The following is a 20,204-nucleotide window of genomic DNA, read 5'->3' as shown; positions in this document are numbered from 1 at the left end:
CTGAAAATAATGATACTATTTAGTATGAGGTGAAGGTGATGAAAAGTAAATATAGCATCATACTATTAACCATTATTATAACGCTTGCACTTTTTTTTAGTTTTAAACAATATATTCTCACAGAAGACCTTCCTTATGATGATGAGCAAGAAGGGCTCAATGATCAAATCGTTTTAACGTTTAGTCATGTTGTCTCCAATAATACGCCAAAGGGAATGGCCGCTGATAAATTTGCTGAAATTGTTGCTGAAAAATCAGACGGAAATATTAAAATTGTTGTCTTCTCTAACGGCTCTCTCTACTCTGATATAGAAGAAATACGAGCGGTTCAAGAAGGCAATGTTGATATTATTGCTCCCTCCACATCAAAACTTGGCATGTTAAACCCTGCATGGGGGGTACTCGATTTGCCGTTTATTTTCCCTTCCTATGAAGCCATTAACGAAGGGTTAGACGGGTTTATCGGGCAAACACTATTATCTAGTGTAAAGGGGGATGGACTCATCGGTTTAGCTCATTGGAGTAATGGATTTAAGCAATTCACATCCAATGATGGTCCAATTATTTATCCGCAAGATATAGCTGGACAAACATTCCGAATCATGCAAAGTGATGTCCTCTCATCACAATTTCTTGAATTGAATGCAAATTCAGTAAAAGAATCTTTTAATTCTACATACGACTTGTTAGATAGTGGGAAAGTAGACGGCGAAGAGAACACTATCTCTAATATTTATTCGAAAAAGTTTTATAACTTACAAAAGTATATGACAATAAGCAATCATGGCTATCTCGGTTATGCCGTCTTAATGAATGAGAATGTTTGGAATAAGCAATCAAGTGAAACAAAAAGAATCTTAACTGAGGCTATGTCTGAAGTCACGCAATGGAATCGAAAACAAGCTGTCCAGATGAATGAAAATCAACTCAAAGAAATAAGAAAAGTGAGTTCAATCCACATTCACGAACTTACCAATGAAGAAAAAAACAGTTGGAAAAAAGTCCTAGATCCAGTCTACACTCAATTTAAAAATGAAATTGGCAGTACGCTGATTGACAAAGCTTTAAAGCTCAGAGATAAATACGAAAACGAAACAACTGATGAAAGGGACTGAGTGAGGCAATTACCCTTGAATATTTAATCAAATTTTTGCCCGGGCTCCCTTTTTTAGACTCGTTTCCGCTTGAATCCAATCAAATTCTTGCCCGGGCCCGCTTTTTTGACTCATTTCCGCTTGAATCCAACCAAATTTTTACCCGGGCCGCTTTTTTTGACTCGTTTCCGTTTGTATCCAATCAAACTTTTGTCTGGGCCCGCTTTTTTGACTCATTTCCGCTTGAATCCAACCAAATTTTTACCCGGGCTCGCTTTTTTTGACTCGTTTCCGTTTGAATCCAACCAAATTTTTGCCCGGGCTCCCTTTTTTGACTCGTTTCCGTTTGTATCCAATCAAATTTTTGCCCGGGCTCGCTTTTTTGACTCGTTTCTGCTTGAATCCAATCAAACTTTTGCCCGGGCTCCCTTTTTTGACTCGTTTCTGCTTAAATCCAATCAAACTTTTGCCCGGGCCCGCTTTTTTGACTCGTTTCTGCTTGAATCCAATCAAATTTTGCCGCGGACTCGCTTTTTTGACTCGTTTCCGTTTGAATCCAATCAAATTTTGCCGCGGGCTCGCTTTTTTGACTCGTTTCCGTTTGAATCCAACCAAATTTTTGCCCGGGCCCGCTTTTTTGACTCGTTCCCGTTTGTATCCGTTCAAATTTTTACTCGGGCTCGCTTTTTTGACTCGTTTCCGCTTGAATCCAATCAAATTTTTGCCCGGGCTCGCTTTTTTGACTCGTTTCTGCTTGAATCCAATCAAATTTTTGCCCGGGCTCCCTTTTTTGACTCGTTTCTGCTTGAATCCAATCAAACTTTGCCTGGGCTCGCTTTTTTGACTCGTTTCCGACTCAGTCTCTTTCCTTTCCAGTATATATAGACAAAGGCAATGGTGAGACACGACAAAAAGCAACCTGAGTATTAACTTAGGTTACTTTTCTAACTCGTCTATAATTTGTATTTGTCCTTTATACATCCACTTTCTCGGAAGCTAACATTGTGCCATTCTCCACATAGTTAATGTGCCAAGAAAAAGCTTTTGCTAGAATATGTGGGGTTTGGCCACCTGCTGATAATGCTTCATAATAGTAATCTCTCAGTTGATCCTTGTATAACGGATGCGCACAATTTTCAATGATTAGCTCAACTCGTTCACGAGGAGCCAATCCCCTTAAATCTGCGTAGCCTTGTTCTGTGACAATAACGTCAACATCATGTTCTGTATGATCAATATGTGAAGCAAAAGGTACAATACTTGAAACTTTACCATCTTTAGCAATTGATTTTGTCACGAATATAGCTAACCTTGCGTTTCTTGCAAAATCCCCTGATCCACCAATACCATTCATCATCTTAGTTCCTTGAACATGAGTAGAATTCACATTACCATAGATATCTAGTTCTAATGCAGTATTGATAGAGATTAATCCTAAACGGCGAATTAATTCCGGATGATTAGTGATTTCTTGTGGTCTTAACAATAACTTATCGCGATATTGATCGAAATGAGCAAACACTTCTTTCATCTTTTCTTCTGAAAGTGTAATGGAACAACCTGACGCAAACTTTACTTTCCCAGCATCAATTAAATCAAATACTGCATCTTGAAGTACTTCTGAATACACTTCTAAGTCTGTGAATTCAGAGTCAATCATGCCATGCAAAACAGCATTTGCTACCGAACCAATGCCTGATTGTAATGGGGCAAGTTTTTCATCTAATCTACCTTCTGCAATTTCATTGCGAAGAAAATTGGTTAAATGTTGCGCCATCATAACTGTTTCCTCATCTGGCTGAACAATAGTTGATGGTGAATCGCCTTGTTCAGTAAACACAATCGCTTTAATTTTCTCCGGATTCACTTTAATACCTATCTCACCCACACGATCGGCTACATTTGTAATGGGAATTGGACCACGCTCACCTTGTTTATCTGGACTATAAATATCATGTAACCCTTTTAGCGATGGTAATTGGGCCATATTAATTTCAACAATTACACTTTGGGCATGTTCGGCAAAAGACAGTGAGTTACCAACTGATGTTGTAGGTACAATTGTTCCGTCTTCTTCAATCGAAACCGCTTCCAAAATAGCTACATCTACATGTAATACCCCTGAACGGATGAGTTCTGCTGTGTGAGATAAATGTTGATCAACAAATAAGAAGTCCCCTTTATTAATGCCTTTTCTCATTGTTGAGTCAGCTTGAAATGGTAATCTCTTATTTAAAATACCAGCTTCCGCAAACAACTTATCAACATCCGAACCAAGAGATGCACCTGTATACACATTGACTTTAAAATCTTCTGTTTTTGCTCTGTCTGCTAATGCTACAGGAACCGCTTTCACATCTCCCGCACGAGTAAATCCACTTAACCCCAATGTCATGCCATCTTTAATCATTTCTGCAGCCCCTTCTGCAGTCATGATATTGTTCTGAAGTGTCTGAATTTTAACTCTCCCAAGTTTATTATCCATATTCCCATCCCTCTTTCTGTAAAGAATACTTAATAACTATTTTACTAATAAATCAGAATGGGATTATTTTTTTAGTATAATTAATGAAAAATTTTGATAAAACAGCAAAATCTGCCGATAAGCCAGCAGATTTTTTCAGATAATCAGAAAATATTGAGTTAAATGGTTATTCATCCATTTATGCCTTTGATTTAGAAGCCGAGCAACTTACGAAAATAACTAGAATAGGATTGACTTACAGGCACTTTTGCACCATTTCTCATTAATAATAAAAAAGTAGAATGAGAGTCAGGAAATATCTCTTGTATTTGATTAACATTCACCAAGAATGACCTGTGACAGCGAATAAAGTTTTCCTTTGGTAAAATATACTCAAACTCCTGTAGCGTATTTTTATGCGTACCAGAAGAGTAAATAGCATGAACATGAGTTTTACGATCTTTAGCTTCCAAGAAATATACTTCATTAAATGGAACTGGTACCCAACCATCGCTTGTCTTTAATGTAACGACAGATTTCCCCTCTGTCAATGTTGGAAAAATAGCAGTCACACAACCTTCAATTTTCCCATTATTTTTAAATGGAACAGCCATCCCGTGATAAGGTACACCAAATACATCCCTATTAATAAACTCTGACACCTTTTGTTCAGCCTTAAGCGCTTTATCAGCAATACTTCCTTCTTTTACAATATCCCCTGGCCGAATTTTCAAGTCAACACGTTTACTTGGACGATAGTAAATATACTCTGTTGTATTTGAAACTACAATTGACACTTCATCTGAAAATAATTCCCCAATTACATCTAGCAATGAACTCAGTGTAATTCCTTCCATCACAAAAATCCCCTTTTTTTGATTCGCTACTATTCTATCTTACGTGTTTTATTTTCATTTGCCTAGTTAAGAAACGTGCAAGAATATGTCTTATACCAAAGAAGGAAACATCAACTGGCTTTTCCTCTTTTAATAGGTTGATCTTCGTATTTAACCCAGTTCACTGCTTTTTCTAATATAATTGAGATAATAACACCCATTATTAACCCATTTGCAAAAAATGGTTGAATGAGGACAGGTAATTCCGAAAAGATAGCAGGTGAAATATTCATAATACTAATACCAATTAATACAGGTGCTGCTAACCTAAATATCGTATTAGAATTAAACGTCTTTCCATTTAAACTACTGAATGCAGTACCAAATAATTGCATATACGCAACAAACAAGACTGCGTTTCCAACGGTAACAGGTAACATTGAAAGAAATGAGCCTAAAATTGGAACAATACCAATGATCGTAAGTAAAGCACCACCGATAAAGAATGGCTTTCTTTCATAAATTCTCGTACTTTGCAAGAAACCAATCGTTGATGTAAATGGTGTATAGGGAACAAGTCCGAAACCGGATCCAATAATGGTAGAAATTGAAGTAATGATCATTGAGCCTTTAAACTCTTTTTTGGCTGCTCTCCTTTGTAGAAGTTTTTCTGCAGCGTTAATAGAAGCAAATGTATTACTTAAGTTTAATAATACGGCAACAAACGTGACTACGACAATTCCCATTTCAAGATTAGGAGCCCCTAACGGAAAAAGTTGGAAAGGCGCAGATGTTGTCATACCAGCCCCATCATTACCAAACAATAGGACATAACCGAGCCAGCCCCCTAAAAGGCCAATTAAAATAGAAAAATTGCTAATAAGTTGATTACCTTTCATTTTTAATGTAGCGACGATCAGCGCGAGTACTACAGAATAAAGACTTATACCTATGTCAATGACGCCAGTCGAAGTCATCTTTAACATACCTTCAAAGAAGATAAACATTAATTGAAAAGTAAGCAAAAATAAATATACAGTCATTACCATCGGACTAAAGATGGATTGCAATAATGAAAAACCCCCACAAGCAATCAGCAAAATGGTCACTAGACTAGCTAAAACAATACCAGTAACAATCCCACCACCAATACGTTCTAATCCAATATTAAGCGCTTGTGCTGAAAGCCCAAGATTAAGGATAATTCCCCATAATAACCCTGAATGCCCTTCCATAATCGGGAAACGATGACCTTTCCATCCTTGTAGTATACAAGTAATACCCGTAAGTATGAGTGATGCTCTAATCATCATTGCCATCGTTTCACTTGATAGCTCAAATACATTGGCAATGGAAATCGGAATGACAACAGTATTGGCAAAGATAAAAAAGACCCATTGTACGGAAGAAACCATTGTCATTGATGAAATAAACTTTTTCAATCTGTACACCACTTTCTACGTTATTCATTTTCACATCTACTAGTATAATTCATTTTTAAAAGGAAAGAAGCCTTTAAAAAAAGAATTATGAAAAACGAAATATTTTGAAGCCTGATAAATAAATAAAAATTGGAGCTAATCTATATGCCTATACAAATAATAACCCTCTCCAAATAGGAAGAGGGGCATGTGATTTAAATAGTTCTATTAATCATTGTTATTTTGAAATGATAGTGCTTTTTTCGCTAAATTTGTGATTACTACATCATCCATAGGCGGATTATGGAGCGCAGCTCGCACATCACGGTAATAACGCTGCAAAGGATTTCTTTGTTGCAAGCTTTGTGCACCAACTATTCTCATTGCCCAATCGACCACTTTATTAGCACTGTTAGAAACAAGGTGTTTGATGGCTCCAAGTTCAGCTCCTAATTCTCCTCGTTTATTCGGTTCATTATCCCAGCGATCCGCTATAGAATAGAGTGCTGTTCGCGCTTTTAGTAGCTCGAGTTCCATTTCCCCAATTTTACGTTGCACTTCTGGTACTTCACTAATTGGACCAGGCAGGCTATTAGGTTGATATTCAGAAGCAAAAATAATGGCATAGTTCCGAGCTGCAATAGCAACGCCAATAAAGCAAGCAGCTGAATGTAGTAACCATGCATTAGGAATCGCATAAAAATGAACACCTTCTATTTCAACTAATGCTGTTTCTTCTACAATTACATTCTCTAACACGAGATCGTCACTACGTGTGCCCCGCATCCCTAGCATATTCCAATTTGATTCCACTTTTAAACCAGGGTTCTCATGCGGTACAAGGAATATACCAATTTCTCCTGAAGCTTCTATCGTTGCTGTAATAAGAGAAAAATCTAAGCCTGGTGCCATCGAAGCAAAAGATTTTCTTCCATTCAAGATCCATTGTGTTCCTTTTTTCACCGCAGTAGTCGCTGGTAGTCCACCACGGGTTGGACTGCCGGTTGCTGCCTCTGTTGCACAGCGGTTAATCAATTTATTATCTTTGATAACCGTTTCGCATAACTTGGCAAACTGTTCTTCCTTCCATTTCCGTTTAACCCTTAAATCATAGATAACACCTAAGTGCCAACCAATACATAAAGCCGTAGATGCATCACCTTGGGCAATCCTTTCTTGTATTAAGAAATATTCATATAAGGAAATCTCTTTACCACCATATTCTTTCGGAATCGTCAAACTTAAATAATTTGATTGTTTTAATTCTTCAAAATTCTCAAAAGGGAACTCTGCATTTTCATCAATCTTTTGCGCCCTCTTACTAAATCCTTCTGCTAATATCGTAGCTTTATGAAATAATTCTTCTTGTTGAGCCGTCTTAATAAATGGTCGAGCGAGTTGTTCAGCTAAATACGCTTCCTTAGATGAAGCTGTTATCGTGCTCATAGAATCCTTCCTCCCCGTCTGTTTCCATCTTCTCTTTAATACTCATTCATTAGGATAAATAAATATAGTAAAGGCTCCATTCCCCTTTACTATATCTATTATTTGAATTTATTATCTCTTATCTACATATTTAGTTAATTTATCCCCACCAATTTGAATAATTTGCACCAATACAACGAGGACAATGACTGTCGTAATCATAATGACATTATCATAGCGATAGTAACCGAAACGTATCGCTAAATCACCAATACCCCCGCCGCCAATAATACCTGCCATTGCGGAATAACCGATTAAACTAATAGTCGTAATCGTTAAACCTTGAACAATTCCAGGTTTCGCTTCTGGGACAAGGATTTCCTTAATTATCATCCAAGGGGAAGCGCCTACTGCTACTGCAGATTCAATGACTCCTTTATCTATTTCTCTTAAGGATGTTTCAACCAATCTTGCAAAAAATGGAATCGCTGCTACAGATAATGAAACAGAAGCCGCTGTAGGACCAATAGTTGAACCTGCAATTAATTTTGTTAACGGCAATAGAGCTACTAACAAAATAATATAAGGAATAGAGCGGATCAAATTGACAATCCAACCAGTAACGGCATTTACAAATCTATTCTTTAAGAACAATCCTTCGTCTGTAACGAATAATAAGATGCCTAGTGGAAGACCTAGTATAAGTGCCGCAACTAAAGAAATGGCGACCATATAAATCGTTTGTAATACAGCTGTATTTAGTTCAGGAAGTAACGCCTGAATGGACTCAAGCAACATGTTCAACTACCTCCAAATTCTGTGTTCTATCTTGAATATATTGTATAGCTCTTTCTATTTCAGGTATTTCACCAGTTAACTCCATAATAAAAATACCAAGAGGTACTTCTTGAATATATTCAATCTTGCCGTGAAGAATATTTCCTTTTACTTTGAATGTTTGGAACAGTTCAGAAACAACAGATTCTTCTGCTATTGCACCTTTAAATTGGATTTTAATGATTGTTCCCTTCCTGTTTTCAATCAATTGTTGTGGTAAGTCAAATTGAAGAATACTCTGAATAAAATCTCTTGTAAGTGGTTCAATTGGATTCGCAAATATATCATACACCGGTCCCTCTTCTATGACCTTTCCATCTTGCATAACAGCTAACCTATGACAAATCTCTTTGACTACTTCCATCTCATGAGTGATAAGTACGATGGTTAATCCCAGCTTTTTATTAATTGATTTTAATAAGTTCAGGATTGATTTTGTTGTTTTAGGGTCTAGGGCTGAAGTGGCTTCATCGCAAAGTAAAACCTTTGGATCATTAGCAAGTGCTCTGGCTATTCCTACCCTTTGCTTTTGACCACCACTTAATTGCGTGGGATACTGATGAATTTTATCTGCTAAACCCACTAATTCTAATAGTTCTTTCACCCTGATATCTATTTCTTTCGGACTTTTACCTGCCGCTTTTAAAGCAAAGGCAATATTCTCATACACTGTCTTCGAACTCGCTAAATAAAAATGCTGAAAAATCATACCTATCTTCTGCCTTGCTTTTCTTAATTCTTTACTTGTTAAAGTCGTTAAATCAACGCCATCAATTTTCACTTCACCAGATGTCGGTCTCTCCAATAAATTTAGACAGCGTAATAAAGAACTTTTCCCTGCTCCACTATAGCCAATAATCCCGTATATTTCCCCTTCTTTAATAGAAAGAGATACATTGTCAACGCCTATTACTTGCTTCTTTTTGCTTTTATAAATTTTCACTAAATGATTGACTTCAATCATTTACCTCACCCTCCCTAAATCCTCTACAACATAAAATGAGCCTCTTTCACTTTGAAAGAGGCTCAACAAATGATTGTTATTAAACCTTATCTTTCAGAATGAAATCATTCTGCAGGATTTAGCACCTTCCCTTTAAAAGGAGGTTGCCGGACATCTTCGGGCCTGGTCCCTCAGTCTCTCTCGATAAGAATCATATTCAATTTATTGTGTTGCTTTGATAAAGGAAATTTTATCGGGTATTGAATTAATTGTCAATAGTATTTTGATTATTTATGCATTTACTTATCTTCCTCTTCGTTTAAACAGGAAGATAAAAAAAGTTGTTCCTAATAAAGCTGTGATTAGGCCCACATACAAGATGATTGCTGACGTTTTGAACTTTACTGTACTAGGTTGCTCTCCTTGTCCTTGTCCATGTCCCTCACCACCAGGCATACCTTCAAACCCTTCAGGTGGCTCAAAATTTCCTCCCTGCGGAAAATCTCCGTTGCTTTGCGGACGTTCAGGCATTTCACCATCAGCGTTTCCTTTATTTCCATTTGGCGGTTGAAATCCTTCTCCTCCTTCTTGACCTTCCTGGTCATCACCACCCGCTCGGCCAGGGAACATGTTATTAACTTCAGAAGCTTGTGATTCTACTTCTAATTCACCTGAGAGCTGAGCAAGTATCGATTCTGATCTCGCCTCAGCAAATGCTGGTAAACTCTCATCACCCTGCACCGCTTCGAGAAATGCTTCTGTTGTATAAAACTTGGTAGGATCCTGTTCGACATAAGGAAGAATCAATGCACTAATTTGTGTAGTTGTATTTTGGTAAGACTCTTTTGTCATATATTCTTCGGCTATCTGTTTAAGATACGCTTCATATTGTTTTTTATATTCTTCATTAGATAATAGTGCATTAAGTAACGGTCTTTCTTCTAAGGTAGTACCAGCTATAGGTTCAGATATACTGAAATTAATCGTATCTTCACTCAATAAATCACTATTTCCGATGCCACCGGTGAAGTTGTCCATTCCGCCTTGTGGTGCTTGGTCTTGTTTGTCTTCACCTTGGTTTTTTTCAGCAGCTGAGAAATCTCCATTCATTTGTCCACCAAATGCCATACCAACTCCAAAGCCACCAAATGCCATATTATAGTCCCACGGAATAACTGAGAACTTACCATCATTTTCATATAAATAATAGTTATGCTTCATTTGTCCTTGGTAACTATCCATGCTAACAACAGCCGTATTTACTGCAAAATATCGTAATACTTGATCCACATCTAAGGTTTCTTCTAAATCGCCACCATTATTGATACTATCTAACATATCTATTAACGCTTGTTCATCTTGCTCCTCTGATTTCAAGTTTAAACCTGAGTAATCATCAATATCATCACTTACCCATTTCAAGTCACTATTTGTACCATCTGGCTTGTACAATGATCCATATGGATTTTCAAAATATCTTCCAAGCATCACTTCGTCTACTTGTTCAACACCTAAATATAATCCCCATTCCTGACCATTAATGATCACATACATATAAGAATAAGCAGGTGTGGGTAACCCCATATTCTCCATTAATTGATACGATAAATATTCTCGCATTTGCGTAGCATCACTAAATTGGTTATTTAGATTCAACTTTTTCAATCCATATAAAGTTTGATCAGTATAGTAATCAAAATCTATTTTGAAGCTATAACGATCAGAATCTTCCATTCTAGCAACTGAAGAAAGGGAAGAATTCCCCTTTGTCCGAACAGCTACTTGGTTCAATTTAGTTCCATTTATCGTCACATTTGCCATCTTATATTCTTCTTCCGTCGGATTCTCTAATACATCTTCCCAATCATCTTCTGCAAGGGTTAACTCAACTTGAGTCACTTTATTTTTATTGAATACTTTTGAAACGTAAGAGTGATCAACTACTTCCCCTTTTGGAAGTAAATGAGGTAGAAAGAATAGAATACCAACAAATAAAACAGCCAACATTAGAAAAACGAGAACGACATATTTGCGTTTAATCATATTCCTTTCTCCTGTTCATTTACGCTGTGAAATTACCGTCATAGCTTAACATTACAGCCGATTCTACCCCGCTAAGGTTCGTTACATTATTTACCACTTGAGATTGATCTTTTATCATTCTTACTTCATAAGTAATTTCTACTTGATTACCATTCATGATAGATTTGGATTTCATCATATGTTTATTAGTGACCTTAGATAATAGCGATTCAAGTTGAGATTCCACACCTTCACCCCCATATTTTACAATGAGTAAGTAAGGGTTCTGAATCGTAATTTTGTTAACGAACAATACAAGTACGAGACCGATCAATAAACTACCAATAATCACTAATGGAATAAAGCCTGCTCCGCAAAGAATACCGGCAACAATCGCCCAAAAAAGATAAACAAGATCCATTGGGTCTTTAATTGGTGTACGAAAACGGACAATGGACAAAGCACCAACCATACCTAGTGATAACAGGACATTTGAGGAAATTCCCATAATAATTAATGCTGTAGCCATGGTCATTATGATGAGGGATATATTAAAAGTATGTGAATAAATCACACCTGAAAATGTCTTCTTATAAACTGCATAAATAAATAGTCCAATCGCAAAGGCCATGAATAAACCAATCAGGGAGTCTATAATTGAAAAACTCTCCGTTTTTTCTAAAAAGCTTGATTTAAATATATCTGAAAAATTCACACTTTCCATTCTTCTCTTCTCCTATTCTCACTATAATCCATACATTCTACTTAATTGATATTTTGAATACGTACCCTTCCTGCGATCAAGCATTTGTAGAAGCATCTTAATGACATCGGGAATGTATTCATCATACTTGACTTCAAGTATCATCAATTGATGATCAAGGGATGGTACCATAGGCATTGTTGTATTTAAAAAGTCAGGATTCCTTAAGCTTGTACGAATATTGCTATCAAAAGTTAAACGGACATTACCATATGGATAGATATAAACATCCCTCTCATAATCGACAACCGTTACTGGCTTCAATTGATAACGAACCATGTTATGGAAAAGTTCCCTCATTAATGGTCTGGTATCATTCTCCATCCATAAAATATCGCCAGCTCTAATAAGCTCATATTCTTCTGCTGTCATCCTACATTTCTCTTTATAGGTCAGATTATTCTTCTTACTTTTCTTTTCTAGATTAATTGTGTCAAAATCATCATTATATGTGCGAACCCTATATTTTGCACGGTTCATATAGCCTTCTTTTTTTTCTATTAAAGCTTTGTTTTCAAAGTTATCAAAGTATACGCTACGAACATTATATCCCCCACTCCCATTTGAATGAGGGTCCGTATTCATAAAGTAACTTAAGCGTTTTTTAAGTAAAACCCCATCCATTTTTGAGATTTCATGTTTAAGCTCTTTCCTTCCTTTCAAAATCGAACACATCCTTTAGATATACGTTTTAATCTCATATTCTTCGTACTTCTCATTTAGCCATTCCGTATATTCACTTGAAAGCTTAGACTCTATTAAAGTCTCTTTTATTTCTTCTTTCACTTCTTCGTAATTGGCTTCTTTCGCTTCTTTATGATCTGTTACTTTTATAATGTGATAACCATAATCTGTTTTAACTGGATCACTCACTTCGTCCACTTCCATAGCAAAAGCCACTTCTTCAAATGCTTCTACCATTTCACCTTCTCCAAAATACCCCAATTCACCGCCATTATCTTTATTTGAATCATCGGTTGAATAAGAAGCTGCTAATTCTGAGAAATCGTCACCATCATCGAGTTTTTGTTTTACTTCTTTGGCAGTATCCTCATCTTCCACTAGGATATGACTTGCTTCTATCTCTTCTGCCTGAGCATAACTTTCTTTATTTTCTTCAAAGTATGTTTCCATCTCATCATCAGTAATTTCAATTCCTGGTGTGATCAATTTCTTTGAGCCTAAATAGATTTCGATATTATGTTCTATAGAGTCATAGGATACCCCGTTTTCATCTAACACTTCTTTAAATGCCTCTTCTCCCCCATATTGCTCCATATAGGCATCCATTTCTTCAGCCACTTCTTCTTCAGTTACAGTTACCTTCTCCTTATCCATTTCTTGAAGAACAATTTGATCAGATATTAATGTATCTAGAACAGAAGTGCCATATTGAGACATTAACGCTTCATTCAAATCATCTTTGCTTATATTTTCTCCATTGACTGTCGCTGCTTTTGAATGACTATTGTATAAAACAACAGCAACTACGACAGCAGCAACAAACATACAACCAGTGGCAATCAATAATTTATTCTGTTTCAACTTGCTTTTCCCCATTTCCTTGTAACGTTACTTCTACTGTTTTCTTTTCCCCATCACGATAAAAACCTATTTTAACCTTATCGCCAATCGAAAGATCTTTATAAAGAGATTCTTTTAAGTCATTAGCGGTTGTAATAGTTTGATCACCAATTGAAACTAAAATATCCTCAGCTTGCAACCCCGCCTTTTCTGCTGTCGAACCTTCCTCTACTTGGGTAATAATGGCACCTTCTTCTACATTTTTCGGTAATTGTTCTTGATAAAACTGCGGTACTTGATTTAAGTCCATCAAACCAACACCTAGATAAGGTCGAATGATTTTACCATCCTTCATTAACTGATCAATAATGCTCTCGACATCATTACTTGGAATGGCAAAGCCTAACCCTTCTACGCCACTATCAGCTATTTTCAAACTATTAATACCAACCAAATTCCCATTTGAGTCAATAAGTGCTCCACCACTATTCCCAGGGTTTATTGCTGCATCTGTTTGAATGACATTTAAATCCCATTCTCCGGCTGAGGTAGAGACTTCAATTGATCGATCCACTGCACTTACAATTCCTTGAGTTACTGTTCTGGATAAATCTAAGCCTAGTGGATTGCCTATCGCTAACACTTGATCGCCGGCACGAAGGTTTGAAGAATCAGTAAAGGAAAGGACTTCAGCGTCTACTTTTTCATTCACTTTTAACACGGCAATATCTGTTAATGAATCTGTTCCAACAAGTTCAGCTTGAAGCTTTTCACCATTATGCAGAGAAACCTGAATATTAGATGCTCCTTCAATGACGTGATTGTTTGTCACAATATACGTTTCGTTGTCTGTTTGCTTGAAAATAACACCAGAGCCAGTACCACTTTCAACTGCTTCCCCACTTTGTGTGTTGCCTGTGGAATGACTAAAAGGGTTTGCTTGTTGCTCTTGCATGTTGACAACGCCCACTATTGCTTTAGAGGCTTTTTCTACTATATCTGCAATCGACCCATCACTCGTAGTTGATACCGTTTCAGCATTAACTTTGGAAACATTAGTTTCTGATTGCTCCTGTACAACCTCCGTAGACTGTTTTATTTCATTAGGAAAATAATTGATTGCACCCAAAGTTAGGGCTGAGCCCATTACTCCACTTGCTACAGTCATTGTTACACTTTTAAACCAAGTATTTTTTCGCTTCGCTTGATACTCGCGATTATCTTCAAAATGATTGAATTCATTCATTAAAAATCCCTTCTTTCATTTGATTGGCTTGCCTATGTTTTATAATTTAATCAGTGAATGTGTCAGGCATATGTCAAAAGAATTTTTTATGTAAAAAAAGAAATAAAAACCTCCGAATATTATTCGGAGGGAGATGGGTTTAAATTATTTTGCATGAAGTTTTGTACATTTTCGATTTCTTCTACTGTAGCGAGTTGCGTTTCATACCATCCCTTCTTTTCCATTAATTGAAAGATTCCCCTTTGGGCTTCTGCACTTGTTTTTAAGCACCCCTCATAAATATCTCTCAATTCATCATGAGTAGTTTCCATTAATGTGTGGCTAATAGCGGGAACTCTTCCTTTTGCTAATTCTAAACATAATTGCATCATTTCTCGTTCTGTTAATCCACGACCATTGATATTATTCGGCAATGAAACCACCTCCATTAAAATTAATGTAATTTCCTCGCTCGGTTGAAATAGGTTGATAATTCAGCAATCCTTAACTGATGTTCCTCTGCTAATTTTTCCAATGATACCCTTACTTCTTCGTCCTCACAAAGAGAAGCACACCAGTTAAACGTCTTCGCTGTTATTTCCTCCGCACGAATTTCATCTTCAATTGCCGACAATTCTTTCGTCGTTAACTGATACATTACGCCACCTCCCATACTCCTTTTTGTTAGTATGAAACATAAATGTATGTTTATTCCATAAGACGGTTATTTCTTTTATCTCCGCGGTTGGTTCCACCTTGGGTTAATTCTCGTTTTCGGTTTTGGTAACGTACTCTCTAACACCTTTTGCGAAGCTTTCGTTTCTGTTTTTCCTTTTGAATGACTTGCAAACGGCTTTTGCGAAGCATTCATTTCCGCTTTTCCTTCTGAATGACTTGCAAACAACTTTTGCGAAGCGTTCATTTCCGCTTTTCCTTTTGAATGACTTGCAAATACCTTTTGCGAAGCGTTCATTTCCGCTTTTCCTTTTGAATGATGTACAAATACCTTTTGCGAAGCGTTCATTTCCGCTTTTCCTTCTGAATGACTTGCAAACAGCTTTTGCGAAGCGTTCATTTCCGCTTTTCCTTCTGAATGACTTGCAAATACCTTTTGCGAAGCGTTCATTTCCGCTTTTCCTTTCGAATGACTTGCAAACAGCTTTTGCGAAGCGTTCGATTCCGCTTTTCCTTTTGAATGACTTGCAAATACCTTTTGCAAAGCGTTCATTTCTGCTTTTCCTTTTGAATGACTTGCAAATAGCTTTTGCGAAGCGTTCATTTCCGCTTTTCCTTTTGAATGATGTACAAATACCTTTTGCGAAGCGTTCGATTCCGCTTTTCCTTCTTAATGACGCGCTAACGTCTTATCCTCGGCTTTCAGTTCTATCTCGTTTTGACATAATACTCTTCCAAAGCACACAGCTCAATCGCCGAGTATCCAAGAACGAAAAAACCCGCAAACTTTCAGGTATAATCTGAAATTGCGGGTTTAATGTGAATAGATTTCTTATAATAAGTAGGAGGAATCTTCTAAATCGTTGCTACAATAAAATCTTCTCCGCTTTGCAGCATCAATTGATCTGTACGTTCACGAAAATACTTCTCTTTTAAGTCTATAGATGATAGATGAATTACATCTTTTAGCCCTGCCTCTCCAGCTAGTGCTAGCATTTCTGAAGGGGTGAAAAAACTGATAAAGGGCGTTCCACCTGCTTTTGCTCCTTTTTCTGCTTCATCCACTTCTTTCCGTTCATCTTGTTTTTTTATTTTTTCAAATGGGAGCAGGAAAGTCAGCGCCAACTTTGAGCCCTCTGCTAACTTACTAAACATTTTCAATGTATCCATAATCGCATCTATAGTTAAATATTGAGTCACGCCTGTTGAAACAACAACGGCAGGCTTTGTATCATCAAAACCCTTCTTCTTTAATTGATCTAACCACCCTTGTTTCTCTTCAAAATTTACGGACACAAATTTTAAACAATCAGGAATGGGGTACCCTGTTTCTTCCAGTCTTCTTTTCTTCCATAACTGTGTATCAACTTGATCGATTTCATAAATGGTCAACTGAGGGCATAATTCTTGATGCCTTTGTGCAAAAGTGTCAAGCCCCGCACCAAGAATCACATATTGATCTACCCCTTTTTCACATTGTTCAACAACTAAATCATCAACAAAACGAGAGCGAGCAACAATTGATGCTCTAAAAGCACTTGTATTTGCTACATCCATATCGGGGCGTTTCTGCCAATCATCATTTGGAGAAATAAGTTTTAAACCGATATTATCATGAAAAATATAAGGTTTTTCATCAACAATTAAGTGTAATGCTCGCCATAAAGACACTCTTACAGCAGTATGATCAGGTTCTTTCACTTTGGTCAATCCTTCCTTAACTGCGTTTTTGATAAGGTAATTCGATCATAAATTCAGTACCACACTCAGATGTCTTAACTAAAATTAAATCACCATTCATTGATTGTGCTATCAATTTACTGAACGGTAGGCCAAGACCTAATCCTCTTACACGAAGCTTCTTTTCTTGTCCACGAAAGAAACGCTCAAAAATGTATGGTACTTCTTCGTCAGGTATTCCCTTTCCACTATCCTTAACTTTTATAGAGATATTCTTCGGTCCCTCGTCTATTTTAACCTCGATTTCCCCTTTTCCATCCATTGCCTGGAAGGCATTATTAAGTAAATTAATTAGAATTTGTTGTAATCTTATCTGATCAATTTGCACAAATAAAGGCGTGCTCGCTTGGTGCACAACAAGTTGAAAATCCTGACTTACTTCATGCGTAATTTCCCATTGATAGACTGATTCTTTAATTAATTGATTGATTTCATATTCTTGTAGTTGAACTGGCATCACATTCGTCGCATAAGTGTTAAAAGCTAATAGATCCTCCACCATTTTTTTCATTTTTTCAGTTTCTAATATGGACAGTTTGATAAACTCTTTTGCCTCTTCACCTTCCACCACTCCTTCATGAACAGCCTGCAATAACCCGTCAATAGACGTTACCGGCGTCTTTAATTCATGAGTCACACCTGCTAACAGCTCCGTACGTAAGGTTTCTAATTTCTCTAACCGTTTAGACATTTCTTTAAAAGAATGAACAAGCTCATATAATTCCTGTTCTTGGTATGAATCCTTTAAATCAATTTGATAATTCCCCGCTTGAATTTCCCTAGCTGCCTCTGCTACTTCTTGAATAGGTTTAGACAATCTCTTCGACAAGAAGTAAATCGCTGTCCATCCAATTAATGCCAAACCAATAATCATCATAGCTAATAATCGATATTCTTGGTTTACTTCTGCTAAATTTGCTTTCGATTCTAGCATAACTACCCAGCCTACAGTCGCATCTTGATAAGTAATCGGTACTTTTACAACATAAAAAGCTTCTTTCGTTGCATCATTATTTAATTCTTGAACAGTCTTCTCCTCATTCAAGAGAACTTCGGAAAATTGTAACATTCGATCTTGAGGCCGATTGGTTGTTAAAGTATTTCCATACGTATCAACAATTGAAATAAGTGGATCACTTTCTAAATCCATAAAACGTCCTCTATCATTTAAATACCCTGGGACATCTCCTTTGGGAATTGGCTGTCCTTCACTCATTTCCACAAAACGGTCAGCAATTTCTTCCGCCATTAGCTCCATAATATTGAGGCGGTTTTCTACTGTGGTATGTCTAATCCATAAGACAGAAAAAAAAGCGATAATGAGGAGTCCGACACAAAGTGCAAGTAAATAGCGAGTCGTCCAATAACGAAGTAGAGAGTCTCTAGGTTTACTTTGTTGATTAGACACTTAATTGATACCCCAATCCACGTAAAGTCTTGATTTCGCCTTCTTCTGTAGACCATGAATGCAATGCTTTTCTAATTCGTTTAATCGCTAAGTCAACCGCTCGATCACTTCCCTCATATTCCCAACCCCAAACATGTTCAATTAATTGTTCCCTAGTAAATGTTTGATTCGGATGCTCTGCTAAAAAAATGAGCAAAGCAAGATCTCTAGGCGTTAGCTCAATGACTACACTATTTAATGTAATTTTATGAGACCTAATATCAATTATCAGACCACCGTACTTCTTGATTTTTTCATCACTTTTACCAGTCCTTCTTAAGACCGCTTGCACTCTAGCTACAACTTCTTCTGCATTAAATGGTTTAGCGATATAATCATCTGCTCCTTCATTTAATCCATTTAAGCGATATTGGACGTCTCCTAGAGCGGTTAACATAATAATAGGCGTACTCATTTGCGCTCTGATTTCCTTTAGAATTGACCATCCATCCCGATCTGGCAACATAACATCCAATAAAACAAGTGATGGATGATATTCATTTAATTTTTGGATTGCTTCTGTTCCATTAAATGCTTGGACAGTTTGAAAGTTTGCCTTTTGTAAATAAACTTTTAACACTTGGCTAATGGGTAATTCATCTTCCACTATTAAAACAGTTCTCATTTCACTCACCATACTCTCCTCACGTATGTTTTACTATTTATTATCGTTCTGTTTCATGTCAAGTAAATGTCAACTTAAAAGAAAGAATGACAAACGTATTTCTTTGTTATCTTAACATTATTTGTTATGATCAGATTAACTTAAAAGAAGGAGTGAAGTAAATGAAGTCGCAACAACAATTAGGTAAATCTGGACTTTTTGTTAATCCTATTGGTCTTGGAACAAATGCAGTGGGTGGACATAATTTATACTCCAACCTTGATGAAGCACAAGGAAAAAAACTGGTTCATGAAGCATTGAATAATGGCGTAAACCTTCTAGACACTGCCTTTATTTACGGGCCCGAGCGGTCAGAGGAACTCATTGGGGAAGTTTTACAAGAAAGAGGCAAACGTGAAGAAGCTGTAATCGCGACCAAGGGCGCACATAAATTCGTTAAAGAAGATGTGGTGATGGATAATAGTCCCAGTTTCTTAAAACAATCTGTAGACGATAGCTTACGTAGACTCCAAACTGACTATATTGACCTTTATTACATCCATTTTCCTGATGAATCCACACCAAAAGACGAAGCAGTTGGAGCATTGAAAGAACTGAAAGACGCGGGAAAAATAAGAGCTATTGGCGTATCTAATTTTTCTATTGATCAATTAAAAGAAGCCAATAAAGATGGTTATGTAGATGTATACCAAGGGGAATATAATTTATTACAGAGAAACGCCGAAGCAGACCTACTTCCTTATACAAAAGAAAACAATATTTCATTCATACCTTATTTTCCACTAGCATCTGGCTTATTAGCAGGGAAATACGATAAAAATACAACATTCAGTGACTTGCGTGCTAACTCCCCACATTTTCAAAAAGAGGTTTTTGAAGATAACTTAGCAAAAGTAGATGAATTAAGAGGTATTGCCCAAGCGAAAAATGTGGAAGTCGCCCATATAGTTTTAGCCTGGTATTTAACAAAAGACAGCATCGACGCCATTATCCCAGGTGCTAAAAGAGCCGAGCAAGTGTTGAATAATTTAAAAACATTAGAAGTGCAACTTTCTGGAGAAGAAATAGAGCAAATTTCTACCATCTTCAAATAAGACAAGCCGGTTCAAAAAATAGTCAGAACAATACCAAATACACGAACAAATTCAAAAAATGGATTTGTT

General features: G+C 36.8%; 20 protein-coding genes and 1 riboswitch. Of the genes, 3 read left to right on the top strand and 17 right to left on the bottom strand.

Annotated features, from left to right (window positions below):
• The first annotated feature begins 38 nt into the window (after window positions 1-38).
• A complete protein-coding gene (locus LCM23_RS02350; RefSeq protein ID WP_224935286.1) occupies window positions 39-1,115 on the top strand; it encodes a DctP family TRAP transporter solute-binding subunit in 1,077 nt (358 codons plus the stop codon).
• A gap of 156 nt (window positions 1,116-1,271) precedes the next feature.
• The gene (locus LCM23_RS02345) at window positions 1,272-1,979 is read left to right on the top strand and encodes a hypothetical protein (protein WP_224935283.1); all 708 of its coding nucleotides are present in this window, start codon (window positions 1,272-1,274) and stop codon (window positions 1,977-1,979) included.
• Window positions 1,980-2,067: 88 nt separating this feature from the next.
• Here the strand turns inward: LCM23_RS02345 and LCM23_RS02340 are convergent, their stop codons facing one another.
• The 17 genes from LCM23_RS02340 to LCM23_RS02260 form a co-directional block, all read right to left on the bottom strand.
• Window positions 2,068-3,579 carry a succinate CoA transferase gene (locus LCM23_RS02340; protein WP_224935281.1) on the bottom strand — a complete coding sequence of 504 codons (1,512 nt, stop codon included), beginning with the start codon at window positions 3,577-3,579 and terminating at the stop codon, window positions 2,068-2,070.
• Between the two features lie 191 nt (window positions 3,580-3,770).
• Window positions 3,771-4,415 (bottom strand): LytTR family DNA-binding domain-containing protein, encoded by a 645-nt coding sequence (locus LCM23_RS02335; RefSeq protein WP_095370143.1) that lies wholly within the window; start codon window positions 4,413-4,415, stop codon window positions 3,771-3,773.
• Window positions 4,416-4,525: 110 nt separating this feature from the next.
• Entirely contained in the window at window positions 4,526-5,836 is a 1,311-nt protein-coding gene (locus LCM23_RS02330) for a uracil/xanthine transporter (protein WP_224935279.1), read from the bottom strand.
• A gap of 207 nt (window positions 5,837-6,043) precedes the next feature.
• A complete protein-coding gene (locus tag LCM23_RS02325) occupies window positions 6,044-7,261 on the bottom strand; it encodes an acyl-CoA dehydrogenase family protein (RefSeq protein WP_224935274.1) in 1,218 nt (405 codons plus the stop codon).
• 111 nt (window positions 7,262-7,372) lie between these two features.
• Window positions 7,373-8,038 carry a methionine ABC transporter permease gene (locus LCM23_RS02320; protein ID WP_095370145.1) on the bottom strand — a complete coding sequence of 222 codons (666 nt, stop codon included), beginning with the start codon at window positions 8,036-8,038 and terminating at the stop codon, window positions 7,373-7,375.
• Entirely contained in the window at window positions 8,028-9,041 is a 1,014-nt protein-coding gene (locus LCM23_RS02315; protein WP_224935272.1) for a methionine ABC transporter ATP-binding protein, read from the bottom strand. The genes LCM23_RS02320 and LCM23_RS02315 overlap by 11 nt, the downstream gene beginning before the upstream one ends.
• Before the next feature lie 83 nt (window positions 9,042-9,124).
• A riboswitch (SAM riboswitch) is annotated at window positions 9,125-9,231 on the bottom strand.
• Between the two features lie 92 nt (window positions 9,232-9,323).
• Window positions 9,324-11,063, bottom strand: coding sequence for a CotH kinase family protein (locus tag LCM23_RS02310; RefSeq protein ID WP_224935270.1), 1,740 nt, complete (start codon window positions 11,061-11,063; stop codon window positions 9,324-9,326).
• A 19-nt stretch (window positions 11,064-11,082) separates the two neighbouring features.
• Complete coding sequence (locus LCM23_RS02305) at window positions 11,083-11,766, bottom strand: DUF4956 domain-containing protein (protein ID WP_224935268.1); 684 nt, start codon at window positions 11,764-11,766, stop codon at window positions 11,083-11,085.
• A gap of 21 nt (window positions 11,767-11,787) precedes the next feature.
• Window positions 11,788-12,468, bottom strand: a complete 681-nt coding sequence (locus LCM23_RS02300; RefSeq protein WP_306470083.1) for a polyphosphate polymerase domain-containing protein — start codon at window positions 12,466-12,468, stop codon at window positions 11,788-11,790.
• Between the two features lie 15 nt (window positions 12,469-12,483).
• Window positions 12,484-13,350, bottom strand: a complete 867-nt coding sequence (locus LCM23_RS02295; protein ID WP_224935264.1) for a peptidylprolyl isomerase — start codon at window positions 13,348-13,350, stop codon at window positions 12,484-12,486.
• Window positions 13,337-14,575, bottom strand: coding sequence for a S1C family serine protease (locus tag LCM23_RS02290; RefSeq protein WP_224935262.1), 1,239 nt, complete (start codon window positions 14,573-14,575; stop codon window positions 13,337-13,339). Before LCM23_RS02290 ends, LCM23_RS02295 begins: the two co-directional genes overlap by 14 nt.
• A 119-nt stretch (window positions 14,576-14,694) precedes the next feature.
• Complete coding sequence (locus LCM23_RS02285) at window positions 14,695-14,988, bottom strand: spore coat protein (RefSeq protein WP_224935260.1); 294 nt, start codon at window positions 14,986-14,988, stop codon at window positions 14,695-14,697.
• A gap of 20 nt (window positions 14,989-15,008) precedes the next feature.
• On the bottom strand, window positions 15,009-15,212 hold the full coding sequence (locus tag LCM23_RS02280) for a hypothetical protein (RefSeq protein WP_224935257.1): 204 nt from the start codon (window positions 15,210-15,212) through the stop codon (window positions 15,009-15,011).
• Between the two features lie 75 nt (window positions 15,213-15,287).
• Window positions 15,288-15,833: a hypothetical protein gene (locus tag LCM23_RS02275; protein WP_224935254.1), complete on the bottom strand. Its 546-nt coding sequence runs from the start codon at window positions 15,831-15,833 to the stop codon at window positions 15,288-15,290.
• 251 nt (window positions 15,834-16,084) lie between these two features.
• On the bottom strand, window positions 16,085-16,930 hold the full coding sequence (locus LCM23_RS02270; protein ID WP_224935251.1) for a class I SAM-dependent methyltransferase: 846 nt from the start codon (window positions 16,928-16,930) through the stop codon (window positions 16,085-16,087).
• Between the two features lie 16 nt (window positions 16,931-16,946).
• A complete protein-coding gene (locus tag LCM23_RS02265; RefSeq protein WP_224935248.1) occupies window positions 16,947-18,377 on the bottom strand; it encodes a HAMP domain-containing sensor histidine kinase in 1,431 nt (476 codons plus the stop codon).
• Complete coding sequence (locus tag LCM23_RS02260) at window positions 18,370-19,041, bottom strand: response regulator transcription factor (RefSeq protein ID WP_224935727.1); 672 nt, start codon at window positions 19,039-19,041, stop codon at window positions 18,370-18,372. Before LCM23_RS02260 ends, LCM23_RS02265 begins: the two co-directional genes overlap by 8 nt.
• 161 nt (window positions 19,042-19,202) lie before the next feature.
• Between LCM23_RS02260 and LCM23_RS02255 the strand changes: the two genes are divergently transcribed.
• The gene (locus LCM23_RS02255; RefSeq protein ID WP_224935246.1) at window positions 19,203-20,135 is read left to right on the top strand and encodes an aldo/keto reductase; all 933 of its coding nucleotides are present in this window, start codon (window positions 19,203-19,205) and stop codon (window positions 20,133-20,135) included.
• Window positions 20,136-20,204: the final 69 nt, after the last annotated feature.

This window comes from Cytobacillus kochii, from assembly GCF_020171845.1.
Classification (GTDB): domain Bacteria; phylum Bacillota; class Bacilli; order Bacillales; family Cytobacillaceae; genus Cytobacillus; species Cytobacillus kochii.
This window is presented reverse-complemented; position numbering and strand designations above follow the sequence as displayed.